The organism is Thermobifida sp. (assembly GCF_017577275.1).
Classification (GTDB): Bacteria; Actinomycetota; Actinomycetes; order Streptosporangiales; family Streptosporangiaceae; genus Thermobifida; species Thermobifida fusca.
Genome location: NZ_PITY01000023.1, coordinates 206080 through 220918, shown reverse-complemented (window position 1 = coordinate 220918; position 14839 = coordinate 206080). Strand labels below are relative to the sequence as shown.

The window sequence follows — 14839 nt, the reverse complement described above, 5'->3', positions numbered from 1 at the left end:
TCCATGGCAAAGCCGCCCTCTCCCTGCGGGGGAAGGCGGCTTCGCCGTTGCTTGAATGGGACTATGCCTTCTTCGCTCCACTCCGACCTGAGCAGGCCGCCCCTGGACCAGCAGGCGCTCCACCAGGCCCTGGTCCAGCCGGGAGCGCTGTGGACCAGCGTCCACGTCGTGCCGTCGCTCGGATCCACCAACACCGAGCTGCTCGCCCAGGCGCGGCAGGGCGCTCCCGCGGGCACGGTGCTCGTCACCGAGCACCAGACCGCGGGACGCGGCCGGCTCGGCAGGTCGTTCCACACCCCGGCGCGGGCCGCACTGACCTTCTCGGTCCTGCTGCGCCCCACGGTCCCGTCCGCCCGCTACGGGTGGCTGCCCCTGCTCATGGGGGCGGCGACCGCCGCCGGGGTGCGGCGGGTCGCCGCGGTCGACGCCCAGGTGAAATGGCCCAACGACGTTCTCGCCCAAGACCGCAAAATTGCGGGCATCCTCTCCGAAGCCGTCTTCGGCCCGTCCGGGCCGGCCGTGGTGATCGGCACAGGGCTCAACGTCACCCAGACCGCGGCGGAACTCCCCGTGCCCACGGCCACCTCGCTGGCGCTCGCCGGAGCGTCCTGCGTCGACCGCGGCCTCCTGCTCTGCGCGATCCTGCAGGCGTTCGCGGACCGCTACACCCGCTGGGTCGAGCACGATGGGGACGCTGAGCGCAGTGGACTGACCGCGGAGTATCGTTCTGTGTGTTCTACTCTTGGTCAACAGGTGCGCGTCCACCTCCCCGGCAACAGCGTGGTGGAGGGTACGGCCATGGGGATCGACACGGACGGGCGACTCCAGGTACGCTCCGACGGCGGTCGCGACCACGCCCTGACCGTGGGAGACGTCGTCCACGTCCGCTTCGCCGGCCCCTGACCACCTCCCGCTTCGCCCATCCGCCGGCCCGCAGCCCTTCAAGCAGGTGTTTCTTGACGGGGAAGCCCGAGAAGGGCTAAACCGACAGTCATGCGCGCCTCACCTCGCTAGGAGGGGTGTCGGCTCACCCATGTCCAGCGGGCGTCACCCCTACCGCCCCGACCTCGAATACGAGAGAACCCATGCCGTCTCGTCCTGACCCCAAGGAGACCGAAGCCGTCCTCATGGGAGGCGAGGCGCGGTATACCCGTGATGAGGTGGTGCGACTCGCGGGAACCTCGCCTGAGTTCGCCGCCAGGATCTGGCGGGCGCTGGGATTCGCTGCCCGCGAGGACGACGTTCCCGCTTACACCGACAGCGATGTCGAGGCGATGCGGGTCACCGCCCGGCTGATCCGCGACGGTCTCCTCACCGAAGAGGCCTCTATCCGTCTCGCCCGCGCCATGGGCCAGACGATGATCCGCCTCGCCGAATGGCAGACCAGCATCCTCACCACCCTGTCGTACAAACCGGAGGTCGACACCGACGGGCATCTGGGACCGCTGGTGGGGCTCGCCAAAGAGCTGCTGCCCGACATGGAGACCCTGCTGCTGCATGTGTGGCGCCGCCAGCTCGTGGCGGCTGTCTCGCGCAGCCTGGCAGTCCAAGAACAGCAGAGCGAGGACGCTTCCCCCCACTACTTTCCGCTCATCGTCGGTTTCGCGGACCTGGTCTCCTTCACCACGCTCAGCAGGGAACTGGACGAGGTCGCCCTCGCCGACGTGGTGGAGGGGTTCGAAGCGACCTCCGCCGACATCGTCGCCTCCTGCGGCGGCCGGATCGTCAAAACCCTGGGGGACGAGATCCTCTACGTCGCCGACGACGCCCGCTCGGCCGCGGACATCGCCCTGCAGCTCGCCGCCGGCGTCAAAACCCACGTCGAAGTGCCGGACGTGCGGGTCGGAGTGGCCTACGGTCCGGTGCTGGCCCTCCTCGGCGACGTGTTCGGCACCACGGTCAACCGGGCCAGCAGGCTCACCTCCTTCGCCCGCCCCGGCACGGTCCTCATCGACGAGGCCCTCGCCGCCCAGCTCAAAGACGAAGAGGGCTTCCAGGTCGTAGCGGTGCGCGCCCGCCACGCGCACGGCCTGGGGCAGCTCCAGCCCTACGCGCTGCGGCGCAGTTTCGGGTCGGCAGCGGCCGCACGCGGGTGACCCCGCCGCGTTACTCTCCCACGGCTGCCGGGAAGGCCTTGAACGAAGAGGTCGCCCGCGCGGTGCCGTGAGACGACGGAAAGCGGTGGTACATCCCATGACCGACAGTCCTGACACGGCAGTTCCCGTCACGGTCAGCGGGGTCGTCACCTCGGGAGTGCTGCCTCCCGAAGCCCGGACCCGGGAAGGCAGCGCCAACGTGTGGATCATCGGGGACGACCGCGGCGCGATCGTGATCGACCCGGCGCACGACCCGGTGGCGATCTCCCGCGGTCTCGGTGACCGCGAACTGATGGCAGTCGTGTGCACGCACGCCCACGAAAGCCATGTGAACGCAGCGGAAACCCTCGCAGACCTCACCAGCGCACCGATTCTGCTCCACCCGGCTGACCTGCCGCTGTGGTACCGGCGCCACCCCCGCCGCGAACCGGATGCGCCCCTGCTGGACGGGGAAGTCCTCCAGATCGGTGCGGTTGAACTGGAGGTGCGGCACACCCCCGGATACACCCCTGGCTCGGTCTGCCTGTATGTGCCTGCGCTCGCCACCGTGTTCACCGGTGACACCCTGCTCGGGCACGGCGCGAGCGGAGAGTATGCTCCGGACGACCCGGAGACGCTCCGCACTTCGGTGGCGGGACGCCTCTTCACCCTGCCGCCGGAGACCACGGTCTACTCCGGGCACGGCGCCGCGGCCCCGATCTCCGCCTGGGCAGCCCAAGCGGAGTGAGACGGGAGCGGCGGGTCAGGCAGGCCCCGTGGTCCGCGCCAGAGTGGCCCGGCCCGGGGGGAGGAAGAGCGCGAACGTCGTCGGCTTGGACTGGATGAACTCCACCCGGGCGCCTTCGGACTCGGCGATGTGCCGAGCCAGCGCCAACCCCAGTCCGGTGCCGTTGCCGCTCGTCACTTCACGCTCGAAAATGCGGGGGACGAGGTCTTCCGGAATCCCTTCGCCTTCGTCGCTCACCTCGATCCGCACGGACTGTCCGGTTTCGACGCGGCGGACAGTCACCGTGCCAGCCCCGTGCTTGAAGGCGTTCTCCACGAGGGTTGCCAGGATCTGGGCCAGGTCGGTGGGCACGGTCATCGCGGTCAGCCCCGGCTGGCCGGCGAGCTGGATCTTCCGCCCGGCCTGGGTGAACACCGGCCGCCACTCTTCCATGAACTGCTCGATCACATCGTCGATCGCGACCGGTTCCAGTTTGGGGTTCTGGGTGCGGCGGGCTCGTCCGAGCAGGCTTTCCACGATGTCGACGAGCCGTTCAGTCTGGGCGAGCGCGGCCTCGCCCTCCTCGCGGACCACATCGGGTTTGTCTGCTTCAGCGATGATCTCTTCCAGCCGCATCGACAGCGCGGTCAGCGGAGTGCGCAACTGGTGGGAGGCGTCGGTAGCGAAGTGCCGCTCAGTGGAGATCAGGCTGGCGATGCGTTCGGCGCTGCGGTCTAAGACTTCAGCCACGGCGTCGGCTTCGGGAATGCCGTAGCGGTGCCCCCAGGGGCTGATGAATCCGGAACCGAGCCGTTCTGCGGCTGCCGCCAAGTCCACGAGCGGCAGGGTGAGCCGTCTCGCCTGCAAGATCGCCAGTCCTACCGCCACGCCGATCGCCAGCAGGGACAGGGAAGCGATCCCCAACCAGGCGCTGATGATCTCCTCGCGCACCCCCCGGGTGTCCCGCCACACCGAGATGGAGGCTCCGCTGGCGGAGACCACAGTCGCGTTGAGCGCTGCAGGCGCGTCGGAAGCGTGCGGATCGTACTCCCAGCCTCCGGTCACCACGGTGGAGGAGCCGCTAGGAGTGATCTGGATATGCCGCTGGGGGTAGACTTTGGCGAAGTAGGCGGCGTCGACGCGGCCCTCGCGCATGAGCTGGGTGTCCACCTCGGTGCCGATGATCTCGGCTTCCCGCTGGAGTTGGTCGATGTTCGCGTTGTTCACCTGTTGGTAGGTGAGCGCCCCCAAGGGCAGCCCGAGCAGTAGTACCGCGACGATGGCCACCACGAGGGTGGAGAACAGCATCCTCCTGCGCATAGTGCCTCGTCAACGCCGCGGGCGCCTCACTCCTTCTCGAACCGGAAGCCGACCCCCCGCACCGTAGTGATGTAGGAGGGCTGGTTGGCGTCGTCGCCGAGCTTCCGGCGCAGCCAGGAAATGTGCATGTCCAGTGTTTTCGTGGACCCCCACCAGTTGGTGTCCCATACCTCCCGCATGATCTGCTCCCGGGTGACCACCTTGCCCGCTTCGCGGACCAGGACCCGCAGCAGGTCGAACTCTTTCGTGGTCAGTTGCAGTTCGCGGTCGCCGAGCCAGGCCCGGCGGGAGTCCGTGTCGATGCGCACCCCGTGGACGACGGGGACTTCGCCGCCGCCGCGGCGCAGCAGGGCCCGGACCCGGGCCAGCAGCTCTGCCAGGCGGAAGGGTTTGGTGACGTAGTCGTCGGCCCCCGCGTCCAGTCCGACGACGGTGTCCACCTCGTCGGCCCGGGCGGTGAGGATGAGAATCGGAGTTCCGTGCCCTTCGGAACGCAGCCGCCGGGCTACTTCGAGCCCGTCCAGTTCGGGCAATCCCAAGTCCAAGACGAGCAGGTCGATGTCGCCGCTACGGGCACGGTCGAGTGTTTCCATACCGTCGACGGTGACGTCGACTGAATATCCTTCCCGCCGGAGCGCGCGGGCCAACGGTTCAGAGATCGAAGCATCGTCTTCGGCCAGCAAAACGCAGGTCATAGCACTGATCGTAAGACTCTCGCAGAGATTTTCGGGTTACGCTCGCCGATGGACCAGAGATTTCCTAAAAATGTGCAACTCCTGTCTTCGCCAGGTGTTGCCTATTTCGCGCAGTCCTCTGGTCCTAGAGATAGCGGCTCTGTGAAAAAAGAAGTTTACTGAGCAAATAATCCTTTTTGTTGTTGGCCTTGTCGAAAGTAAGTAAAAACCTTTTTACGAAAAATTGAGTGAATAGGGCTACCCCTGCTCCGCTTCTGCGGCAGACACCCGGTGCGGGGCGCGGAACACCCACCGGCGGTAGCTCCAGAACCGGAACAGGGTGCCCAGGCCCACCCCCACCACATTGCCTGCGATGTTCCGTGCCAGCGGGCCGTCCAGCCCGAGGACCGCGATCGTGAACCACAGGCAGGCGACCTGGATCCCCAACCCCACCGCGTTCAACCCGAAGAACATGACATACGACCACAGCAGATGGCCGTGCGAACGGTGCCGGAACGTCCAGAACCGGTTGCCGAGGAACGCCACCACGGTGGCGCAGACCGTGCCCAGCGCCTGCCCCACGAGTTCCGGAAGGCCCAGCGCATACCAGAACACGTTGGTGGCGACCAGTTGCGTCACATAGGCCACCGCGCCGACCACGCCGAATTTGGCCAGCTCGTGGATGAGTTGGGCGAAACGCTGGTACACCGTGGAGAGCAACCGCACGAGCCGTTCCGATCTGAACCAAGAGGATTACTAGACTTTTCCGGGTTCCCGCGTCGGTGGAAAGCGGGGCCGCACCCCAGTATCCGTGAACGAGAGGTGAGGCAGCCGTGAGCGAGACTAACCGGACCGTCCCCGTCGTCGGCATGGTGGGAGGCGGCCAACTCGCCCGGATGACCCACCAGGCGGCGATCGCGCTGGGCGTGGACTTCCGCGTCCTGGCGGCCCGCCCCACCGACAGTGCGGCGCGGGTCGTCGCCGACGTGCACCTCGGCGACGACCGGGGCCGCGACGACCTGCTCGCCTTCGCCAAAGACAGCGACGTGGTGACGTTCGACCACGAGCACGTCCCCCAGCCGGTGCTGCGGGAACTCCACGACGCCGGGATCGTGCTGCGCCCCGGCCCGGAAGCGCTGCACCACGCCCAAGACAAGCTGGTCATGCGCACCCGGCTGAGCGAACTCGGCGCCCCCTGCCCGCGGTGGCGCGGCATCACCAGCCTGGACGAGGTCACCGAGTTCGCCGGGCAGACCGGCTGGCCGGTGGTGCTCAAAGCGGCCCGCGGCGGCTACGACGGCAAAGGCGTGTGGGTAGTCGGCGATGCAGCAGAGGCCGCGGCCGTCGTAGAGCGCGCCGCCCGCGAGCAGGTCCCGCTGCTGGTCGAAGAGAAGATCGCGTTCCGCCGGGAACTCGCGGTCCAGGTCGCCCGCTCCCCCTACGGCCAGGTCGCGGCCTACCCGGTGGTGGAGACCGTGCAGCGCGGCGGAATCTGCCACGAAGTGATCGCTCCTGCCCCCCACCTGTCCGAAGACCGGGCGGTGGCCGCCCAGGAGCTCGCCATCGAACTGGCCGCTGCGTTGGACGTGGTGGGGCTGCTCGCCGTGGAACTGTTCGAAACCGACACGGGTGTCGTCGTCAACGAGCTGGCGATGCGGCCGCACAACTCCGGCCACTGGACGATCGACGGCGCCTGCACGTCGCAGTTCGAACAGCACCTGCGGGCCGTCCTGGACCTGCCCCTGGGGTCGCCGCGCACTGTGGCCCCCTTCACGGTGATGGCGAACCTGCTCGGCGGGCACGACCCCCACGTGTTCAACCGCTACATTCATGTCATGGCCCGGGACCCGGAGCTGAAAGTGCACTTCTACGGCAAAGAAGTCCGGCCCGGCCGCAAGATCGGACACGTGACCGTGGTCGGGGACGACCCCGACGCCCTGCTGGAGAGAGCTAGAACTGCCGCCGCCTACCTCAAGGGAGACGCACAGTGAGCCAGAGCCCGCCCGCCGTCGGCATCGTGATGGGAAGCGACTCCGACTGGCCGTTCATGGAAGAGGCAGCCGAGGCACTGGACGAGTTCAGTGTCCCCTACGAGGTTGACGTGGTCTCGGCGCACCGGATGCCGCACGAGATGATCGCCTACGGCTCCCAGGCAACGGAGCGGGGCCTGAAAGTCCTCATTGCCGGGGCCGGCGGGGCAGCCCACCTGCCGGGCATGCTCGCCTCGGTCACTCCGCTGCCGGTCATCGGGGTGCCGGTCCCGCTGAAGTACCTCGACGGGCTCGACTCGCTGCTGTCCATCGTGCAGATGCCCGCGGGAGTCCCGGTGGCCACGGTGGCGGTGGGCGCGGCCCGCAATGCGGGCCTGCTGGCAGTGCGGATCCTCGGCGCCCACGACGAGGAGCTGCGCGCGAAGATGGCCGACTTCCAGGACGACCTCAACCAGCAGGCCAAAGCCAAGGGGGAGCGGCTGCGCCGCAAACTCACGGAAGGCTCCTCGTTCGGCTTCGGCGCCCGCTGAGCCCGGAGCACCCGCCCAGCGACATTCCGAGCCCGGCCCTGGATCGAGCAGTCTCGTCGGCCGGGCTCATCCCACCAGGCGCGGCCATTCGATCGCGGGACAGCGGTCCATCACCATGGTGCGCCCCGCGGCCAGCACCCGGTCGGCAGCGGCAGGATCCACCACTCCCAACTGGAACCACACGCCCTGGACTTCAGGCCGGGTGAGCGCCTCGTCGGCAACCGCGCCCGCCTCTGCGGAGCGGCGGAACACGTCCACCACGTCCACGTCGAAGGGAATGTCGGTGAGCGAGGCGTACCCCCGCTCACCGTGCACTGTTGCCGCGGTGGGGTGCACCGGCACGATCCGTTTGCCGCGCTCCTGCAGGAACCGGGCCACCGAGTAGGCGGGGCGGTGCGGATTGGCGCCCAGCCCCACAATCGCCCACACCTCGGTGTCCACGAGCAGCCGGCGGATCGCTTCCGGATCATTGAGCTGTGCCATACCGTGTCCCCCTCGTGCGGAACAGCAACGGGCCGGTCACGGGCGCCCAAGAGCCCGGTACGTCCAGCCGCGGGAACGCCAGTAGTCGGGGTCCAGCGCGTTGCGGCCGTCCACGATCCGCTTCTCAGCCACCACCTTGCCGAGCTCGTCCGGGTCGGCATCCCGGAACTCGGCCCACTCGGTGAGGAGGAGAACCACTTCGGCGTCCCGGACCGCTTCCAGCATCGTGTGCGCGAAGTTCAACTGCGGGTAGGCGCGCTTGGCGTTCTCCAAAGCCTCCGGGTCGTAGACCGTGACCCGGGCGCCCAGCGAGTTGATCGTAGCCGCCACGTCCAGTGCGGGAGAGTCCCGGATGTCGTCGGAGTTCGGTTTGAAGGACGCGCCCAGCACACCGACGGTGCGTCCGGCGAAGCTCCCGCCGATGAGGCCGCGCGCGATGTCGATCGTGCGGGCACGGCGCCGCTGGTTGATGGCGTCGACCTCGCGCAGGAACGACAGGGCCGATTCCACTCCCAGCTCGTCGGCGCGCGCCATGAACGCGCGGATGTCCTTGGGCAGGCAGCCGCCGCCGAAACCCAGGCCAGGGCCGAGGAACTTGCCGCCGATCCGGTCGTCGTAGGAGAGCGCCTTGGCCAACTGGATCACGTCCGCGCCCACCACTTCGCACACCTCGGCCATCGCGTTGATGAAGGAGATCTTGGTGGCGAGGAACGCGTTGGCGGAGACTTTGACCAGTTCCGCGGTCTGCAAGTCGGTGACCAGGAACGGGATGCCCCGTTCGATCTGGCTGGCGCAGATTTCCCGCATCACCTGCTCGACCCGGGGGGAGTCGGTGCCGAGGACGATCCGGTTCGGGTTGAGCGTGTCTTCCACCCCGTGGCTTTCCCGCAAGAACTCCGGGCTCCAACCCAGTTCCACGGCTTCACCCGCGGGGGCGAGGGCCCGGAACCGGGCGGCGAGGCGGGCCGCGGTACCCACCGGCACCGTGGACTTTCCGATGATGACGGCGGGCCGAGTCAGCAGGGGGGCCAGCGTGTCGACCACGGCGTCGACATACCGTAAGTCGGCTGCGTTGGAGTTGGCCTGCTGCGGGGTCCCGACACAGATGAAGTGCACGTCAGCGAAGGCCGCGACTTCGGCGTAGTCGGTGGTGAAGCGCAGCCGGCCAGCGGCCAGGTTGCGGTTGAGCACCTCTTCGAGACCCGGTTCGTAGAACGGCACCCGACCGGAGGAGAGGCTTGCGATCTTGCTCTGGTCCGTGTCGAGCCCGAGGACGTCGAACCCCAGGTCCGCCATGCACGCGGCGTGGGTCGCTCCGAGGTATCCGGTGCCGAGCACCGCGATTCTGAGGCGCTGCTTCTCCGCCAATGGAATCAGTCCTTCCTCACCGACCGGCCTAGGAATGCTATCTGCGGGCTGTTCCACCGCCCCAGGGCCCCCTCCGGGTCACGTGCCGCCACGACCGCTCACTGGCGTGCACGAGGGGCGGTTAATCCCAACACGGTAGTCGGCTTGAACCCTGTCGAACTCCCGCACAGCACAACAGACTGCAAGAAATTGGACAGCGTCTGGTGAGGCAGGACCGTGGTTTACCGTCCGTCGCCGAACACCCGAGTGTGATGGTCGTCATCCCCCGCCAGCGGATGGATGCCGTCCTCGCCGCGGCGGAACGGGAGAGTCGTCCGAGTAGCCAGGTCGTCGGCCTGGTCGGAGGCGGGAGGCGGGTCTGCGGGAGGCGGCGGGGTCGGCGTGGGGCCGCGTTCCCGGGCCGGGGGCGGAAGCGGCGGGTACACCTCCTCGGACCAGGGCTGGCTTCGCGAACGCCATCGGGACGGCACGAGCGCGGAGAGGAACAGCAGCGTGCCGAGCGTGCACAAGAGCGGCAGCCCGGGGCCCAGCGGATGGACCAGCGAGTCGGAGCCTACCAGCCACGCCGGGAGGAGCTGCGTCAGCGAGCCGGGGTCGAGGAGCGCCCACAGGGGGCCGCCGAGAAGCACTCCGCCGGAGACGAACGCAGCAAGCGGCGAGAACCGGGTTGCAGCGAGGACTGCGCCGAGCAGGCCGACCCCCATCAGGACGGCGCAGGCGGTGGGCAGCGGGACGCTGGACTCCTGTCCAGCGGCGTGTCGAGCGATCTGATCGCCCGCCCATGCCACGCCGACCCACAGCAGCGGGGTGACCGCGACTCCGGCGAGCAGACCGAGCAGGTGGCGTACCACGGGCCCTCCTTAACAACCGGTGTTCTCTCTCCCTACCACCGGGAGGCAGGAAACTCACTTCTGTCCGCCTCACCGGGACAACGCGCGGTAGCCGCCCGTGGTTTCCGGGACCGCGTACGGCCCGGAGTTCACCGGCACACGTTCTCCGCTGCGGTGCGCGTGTGCACGGTCTCCCGGCCGCCGACGTCCACCGGCTGCTCGGCAATCGGGGAGGCGGCGTGGGCGGGTACGGCTACCCCGGTGTGGTTCACGCCGGCGATCACTTGGACGCGGCCTCCCAGCCCCGGGTCGACTTCGGCGCGCGCCCCCGGAATGCTCTCCACGAGCAGGGTGGCGGCGTCCTCGCGCTCCGGGGAGTAGCGGACCAGGGTCTCGGCGAGGTCCTGCTGCGGCCAGTTCCCGGCGCTCTCCGGCACCTGGAACCCCGACTCCAGCAGTTCGACACGCACCTGGGCGCCCAGCCCGGGAATGGTGGTGCCGTTGTAGACCTCCACGGTCACCTCGTCCGGGGAGGGGAGGGCTGAGTCTTCCGCGGACTGCGGCTGGGGGATGGGCCGGTCCGCAGCGATCGCGGTGAACAGTTCGGTGGCGTGCTGTTCATGCCAGGTGACCGCGACTTCGCCGCTCGGCGTCCAAAAGTCGATCCGGTCCACCGGAACCTGGGTAAACGTGACGTCGTCGAGGCCGAGGGAACGCAGCTGCGTGCCCAACTGGATGAGGGCAGCGGTGTCCAGCGTGTCGTCGACCGTGATCGAGCCGAGCGCGGTCTCCACGAACTGGGCGAGCCGGGCCGGGTCGCTGAGGATCTGCGCATTGAGCGCCTCGTCGAGCAGTGCGGCCAGCACCTGCTGCTGCCGGTCGATGCGGTCCAAGTCGCCGTGCGGGCTTTTACGGGTGCGGGCGAAAGCCAGCGCTTGGGTGCCCTGCAGGCGGTGGGTTCCGGCTTCGAGGGACAGGTGGGCCTTCTCGTCGTGGATCGCCTCGGGCAGGCAGACGGTGATCCCGCCGAGCGTGTCCACCACTTCCACGAACCCGGTGAAGTCGATCTCCACGTAGTGGTCGATGCGCACCCCCGTGGCCGCTTCCACGGTCTGCACGGCCAGTTGCGGTCCGCCCAGGGAGTAGGCGGCGTTGATCTTGTCAGGGCCGTGGCCGGGGATCCGCACCCAGGAGTCCCGGGGGATGCCCACCACGGTGATGTGCTCCCGCTGGTGGTTGAGGTGGACCAGCATCATGGTGTCCGAGCGCCGCCCTTCGACGTTGCCCACCCCCAGTTCGGAGCGTTGGCGGGAGTCCAGACCGCTGCGGTCGTCGGAGCCGATCACCAGGAAGTTCAACGCGCCCTGGGAGGCCGGGGGACGGTTCTCGTCCAGCAGGCCCGTGAAGACGTCGTAACGGTGCAACTGGTCAGAGAGCCAGCCGGTGACCGCCCATGAGCTTCCCGACACCAGCAGGACCACAGCGGACAGGAACCCGCACAGCAGTAGTGCGGCGCGGCGCCGTCGGGCGGCCGCGCTGGGCAGCCACGGCAGCTGGTCTGCGGGGGCGCGGCGACGGGGCGGGATGTTCTGATGCGGGGGGAGCGGTCCCGACCGGATCCGTCGAAACTCGGGTACTTCCCCTAACGGGCGGGGTGTGTCGTTACCGTCCTCGTTCACCGGTTGTCCTCCCGAACCATCCGGCCCGCCGCTGCCGCGGGAGCAGTCCGAGCCGCCGACTCTTCCAGAGTGGCAGCACCACCCTTCCGGATCGGGAAAATCCGGTTACGGCGTGTTGCCTCCACGTCCCGTCCACCGGGATGGGACGGTCGCCGAGCGGATCCCGGGCACCGCTGTATGCAGTACCGTTGCGACAGCGGATTCCCGCACTCACATACCCAGATTCCTTCCCGGATCGCGTGAAAATCTTGTGGATATGCCCGTGAGCTGGCCTGCCGTTTCGGTTGTCATGCCTGTCCTGAACGAGGAACGCCACCTCGCCTCCGCCGTGCGCCACGTTCTGGAACAGGACTATCCAGGTGAAATCGAGGTCGTCCTGGCCGTGGGGCCGTCCAGCGACCGCACACAGGAGATCGCTGACGGACTCGCTGCGGCGGACCCGAGGGTCAAGGTGGTGCCCAACCCGTCAGGCCGTACCCCGTCCGGACTCAACGCGGCTATCGCTGCGTCCTCCCACGACATCGTTGCGCGCATCGACGGCCACGCCATGATGCCCTCCGACTATCTGCGGATCGCGGTGGAGACGCTGGAGGAGACCGGCGCGGACAACGTGGGCGGCATCATGGCCGCGGAGGGGGAAACCCCGTGGGAGAAAGCGGTGGCCGCCGCGATGACGTCGAAGATCGGCGTGGGCAACGCCCGCTTCCACACCGGTGGGGAGAGCGGGCCCGCTGACACCGTCTACCTGGGCGTGTTCCGGCGCTCCGCCTTGGAGCGGGTCCAAGGCTACGACGAGGCGTTCCTGCGGGCTCAAGACTGGGAGATGAACTACCGGATCCGCATGACCGGCGGGACCGTGTGGTTCCAGCCGCGGATGCGGGTGTCCTACCGGCCGCGCCCCAACGTCCGGGCGCTCGCCAAACAGTACTTCCACTACGGGCGGTGGCGCCGGGTTGTGGCCCGGCAGCACCCGGGCACCCTCAACTTCCGCTACCTGGCTCCGCCGGTTGCGTTGACCGCGATCGTCCTGGGCCTGGTGGGCGGGTTCTTCTTCTGGCCGGCGTGGCTGATCCCCGGCGGCTATGTGGCGGCGATCCTCCTCGCCTCGATTCCGCTGGGCTCCGGACTGCCGCTGGCTTCCCGCCTCGCGCTCCCGGTGGCGCTGGCCACCATGCACATGGCGTGGGGGGCGGGCTTCCTCACCAGTCCGCCGAGCCTGGGCTCCGACTCGCGGACTGCGCAGGCGCGGCGCCAGCAGAAAGCCCAAGCCAACTGAGTGCACGGTCCTTTCCCCAGCCTGGGGAAAGGACCGGTGTCCTATGCAGAGGACGCGGCCGTAGCGGTGAGGGCCTGCACGGTGCCGGGAACATCGTCGACGACCACGGCGGCCACTCCGGCAGCGGCGAGGCGCGCCGAGTCCGCCGGGTCGGGGCACCACGACACCACCTGCAGACCGGCGCGGTGCGCGGTCGCAACCGTCTCCTCAATCGAGCGCCGCCCCGGGCGCTCCGGTTCGCCGCCCAGGCCGAACGATCGGGCATCGACGGCGACCAGGGCGCAACCCAGGGCCACGGCCCCGGCGAGGGCGTGGTCGACGGGGTTGCGGACGAACGGCATCCAAGCGGTGGCCACCCCGGGCACCTGTTCCTGCACTGCGAGCAGGGCAGAGGGGTCGAAGGAGCACACGAAGACCCGCTGGAGGCGCGCGTGCCGCTTCAGGTACGGCGCGAGCAGGCTGACCGTGCGCCGGGCAGGCGGGTCGACAGCGTCCTCCAGCACAGTTTTCACGTCGAAGTCCAGGCCGATGTCCGAGGGGATCGCTTCCAGGACCTCGTCGAGGGTGGCGACCCCGGCGGCCCGGGCTTCCGCGGCGGGCAGGTCCACGATGAGCCGCCCGTCAGGCAGGGCAGCGTTGTGGTACGCCAGCAGGACGTCGTCGGCGCTGCGCCGCACGTCGATCTCCACCCAGGAGGCGCCGTGCGCCACAGCCGCGGCGCACGATTCGGGGGTGTTCTCCACCAGGCCGGCAACGGTGCCGCGGCCGAAGCCGCGGTGGCCGATGACCTCGGTCGGGACGAATATCACTGCGCCACCCCGGTGCGGAGCAGGGCTTCAGCCACGGCAAGGTCGCTGGGATGGGTCACTTTGATGTTGCTCTCCTCCCCGGTGACGATACGCACGGGTTCCTCAGGCAGGTAACGCAGGACGACACCGCAGTCGTCCGTGGCGGTGAACCCGGGGTCGGCGAACGCTCGCGCATAGGCCCGGCGGATCACGCCGAGCCGAAAACCCTGCGGGGTCTGCATCCGACGCAGCGCAGCGCGGTCGGGGACCGCGGCGATCACTTCGCGTCCAGAGGCGTCCAAGGTGACCTGGACCACGGTGTCACTGGACGGTACAGCCACGCCGACCGCGCCGACTTCGGTAAGTTCAGTCACACAGGCAGTGATCGTGCGGCCGCTGACCAGCGGACGCGCGGCGTCGTGCAGGAGCAGCAGGTCGTTGTCGTCGTAGTCGTCGACTGCCTGCAGGGCGGCGAGAGAGCTCTCGGAACGGCTCGCTCCTCCCGGAACGATCCGGGACACCTTGTCGTACCTGCCTTCGGCGAGGATCTTCTCCGCTTCCGCGAGGTGGGCGGCGTTCATGACCACGACGACCTCGTCCACCTCTGGGGCGGCGCACAGGGCGGCGACCGAGCGTTCCAGGATGGTCTGCCCGGCCAGCCGCAGGAGCTGTTTGGGGTGCGCACTGCCCATGCGCGACCCTACGCCGCCGGCGAGGACAGCAGCGGCGACCCGCGGCCGGCGGTGCGCGGGCTGATCGAGCGACATGGCCTCTCCCGGGGTGACAGCAACACAGCGGCGTGACAAGGAGAGGCTAGCCCACGGTTCCGGAACACTCTGGGCAGCGATTCAACAATGGAGGAACAATTCACCGCGAATGGGACAGCAGGGCGGTATCACCGGTAACCTTAGGACGCCTGGAATCACAGGGCCACCGGTCGTGCAACCATGGATCTGGTCCCGGTGTTCTCCCGGAGAGGCGGCGGACGTGCCCCAGCTTTCGTCAGCGGCGCCGCTCACTCCTGAGCATCCCCGCCACAGATGTGGCATGTCATGACGGTGGCCTCGAAATATCCGCCGTGGCGCACTAGCGGCCCCG

The 14839-nt window shown here is 68.7% G+C and carries 15 protein-coding genes; 6 read left to right on the top strand and 9 right to left on the bottom strand.

Features of this window, described 5'->3' with window-relative positions; genetic code table 11:
- Positions 1-63 precede the first annotated feature (63 nt).
- From CW348_RS12040 to CW348_RS12030, 3 genes are all read left to right on the top strand, one after another.
- Positions 64-903: a biotin--[acetyl-CoA-carboxylase] ligase gene (locus tag CW348_RS12040; RefSeq protein WP_104612876.1), complete on the top strand. Its 840-nt coding sequence runs from the start codon at positions 64-66 to the stop codon at positions 901-903.
- A 182-nt stretch (positions 904-1085) separates the two neighbouring features.
- Entirely contained in the window at positions 1086-2096 is a 1011-nt protein-coding gene (locus CW348_RS12035) for an adenylate/guanylate cyclase domain-containing protein (protein WP_011292975.1), read from the top strand.
- Positions 2097-2193: 97 nt separating this feature from the next.
- Positions 2194-2823, top strand: coding sequence for an MBL fold metallo-hydrolase (locus CW348_RS12030; RefSeq protein WP_011292974.1), 630 nt, complete (start codon positions 2194-2196; stop codon positions 2821-2823).
- A 15-nt stretch (positions 2824-2838) separates the two neighbouring features.
- On the opposite strand, the gene CW348_RS12025 is transcribed toward CW348_RS12030, so the two are convergent.
- From CW348_RS12025 to CW348_RS12015, 3 genes are all read right to left on the bottom strand, one after another.
- Positions 2839-4122, bottom strand: a complete 1284-nt coding sequence (locus CW348_RS12025; RefSeq protein ID WP_038044118.1) for a HAMP domain-containing sensor histidine kinase — start codon at positions 4120-4122, stop codon at positions 2839-2841.
- A gap of 26 nt (positions 4123-4148) precedes the next feature.
- Positions 4149-4817, bottom strand: coding sequence for a response regulator transcription factor (locus CW348_RS12020; RefSeq protein ID WP_011292972.1), 669 nt, complete (start codon positions 4815-4817; stop codon positions 4149-4151).
- 237 nt (positions 4818-5054) lie between these two features.
- The gene (locus CW348_RS12015; RefSeq protein ID WP_011292971.1) at positions 5055-5522 is read right to left on the bottom strand and encodes a GtrA family protein; all 468 of its coding nucleotides are present in this window, start codon (positions 5520-5522) and stop codon (positions 5055-5057) included.
- A gap of 107 nt (positions 5523-5629) precedes the next feature.
- Here CW348_RS12015 and CW348_RS12010 point away from each other — a divergent pair, with 107 nt between their 5' ends.
- Positions 5630-6787, top strand: coding sequence for a 5-(carboxyamino)imidazole ribonucleotide synthase (locus CW348_RS12010; protein ID WP_104612875.1), 1158 nt, complete (start codon positions 5630-5632; stop codon positions 6785-6787).
- Positions 6784-7317 carry a 5-(carboxyamino)imidazole ribonucleotide mutase gene (purE, locus tag CW348_RS12005; protein WP_104612874.1) on the top strand — a complete coding sequence of 178 codons (534 nt, stop codon included), beginning with the start codon at positions 6784-6786 and terminating at the stop codon, positions 7315-7317. Before CW348_RS12010 ends, purE begins: the two co-directional genes overlap by 4 nt.
- Before the next feature lie 66 nt (positions 7318-7383).
- On the opposite strand, the gene CW348_RS12000 is transcribed toward purE, so the two are convergent.
- The 4 genes from CW348_RS12000 to CW348_RS11985 all read right to left on the bottom strand — a co-directional run bounded on the left by CW348_RS12000 (position 7384) and on the right by CW348_RS11985 (position 11677).
- Complete coding sequence (locus tag CW348_RS12000) at positions 7384-7800, bottom strand: CoA-binding protein (RefSeq protein ID WP_011292968.1); 417 nt, start codon at positions 7798-7800, stop codon at positions 7384-7386.
- 36 nt (positions 7801-7836) lie between these two features.
- Positions 7837-9168, bottom strand: a complete 1332-nt coding sequence (locus tag CW348_RS11995) for a UDP-glucose/GDP-mannose dehydrogenase family protein (RefSeq protein WP_104612873.1) — start codon at positions 9166-9168, stop codon at positions 7837-7839.
- Positions 9169-9389: 221 nt separating this feature from the next.
- Positions 9390-10019, bottom strand: coding sequence for a hypothetical protein (locus tag CW348_RS11990; RefSeq protein ID WP_011292966.1), 630 nt, complete (start codon positions 10017-10019; stop codon positions 9390-9392).
- A gap of 128 nt (positions 10020-10147) precedes the next feature.
- Positions 10148-11677 (bottom strand): LCP family protein, encoded by a 1530-nt coding sequence (locus CW348_RS11985; RefSeq protein WP_011292965.1) that lies wholly within the window; start codon positions 11675-11677, stop codon positions 10148-10150.
- Positions 11678-11939: 262 nt separating this feature from the next.
- Here CW348_RS11985 and CW348_RS11980 point away from each other — a divergent pair, with 262 nt between their 5' ends.
- Positions 11940-12953, top strand: a complete 1014-nt coding sequence (locus CW348_RS11980) for a glycosyltransferase family 2 protein (RefSeq protein WP_081430452.1) — start codon at positions 11940-11942, stop codon at positions 12951-12953.
- 41 nt (positions 12954-12994) lie between these two features.
- Here the strand turns inward: CW348_RS11980 and CW348_RS11975 are convergent, their stop codons facing one another.
- Together CW348_RS11975 and ispD are read right to left on the bottom strand one after the other, a co-directional pair.
- Entirely contained in the window at positions 12995-13762 is a 768-nt protein-coding gene (locus tag CW348_RS11975) for a glycerophosphodiester phosphodiesterase (RefSeq protein ID WP_011292963.1), read from the bottom strand.
- The gene (gene ispD, locus CW348_RS11970) at positions 13759-14508 is read right to left on the bottom strand and encodes a 2-C-methyl-D-erythritol 4-phosphate cytidylyltransferase (protein WP_016189192.1); all 750 of its coding nucleotides are present in this window, start codon (positions 14506-14508) and stop codon (positions 13759-13761) included. The genes CW348_RS11975 and ispD overlap by 4 nt, the downstream gene beginning before the upstream one ends.
- Positions 14509-14839: the final 331 nt, after the last annotated feature.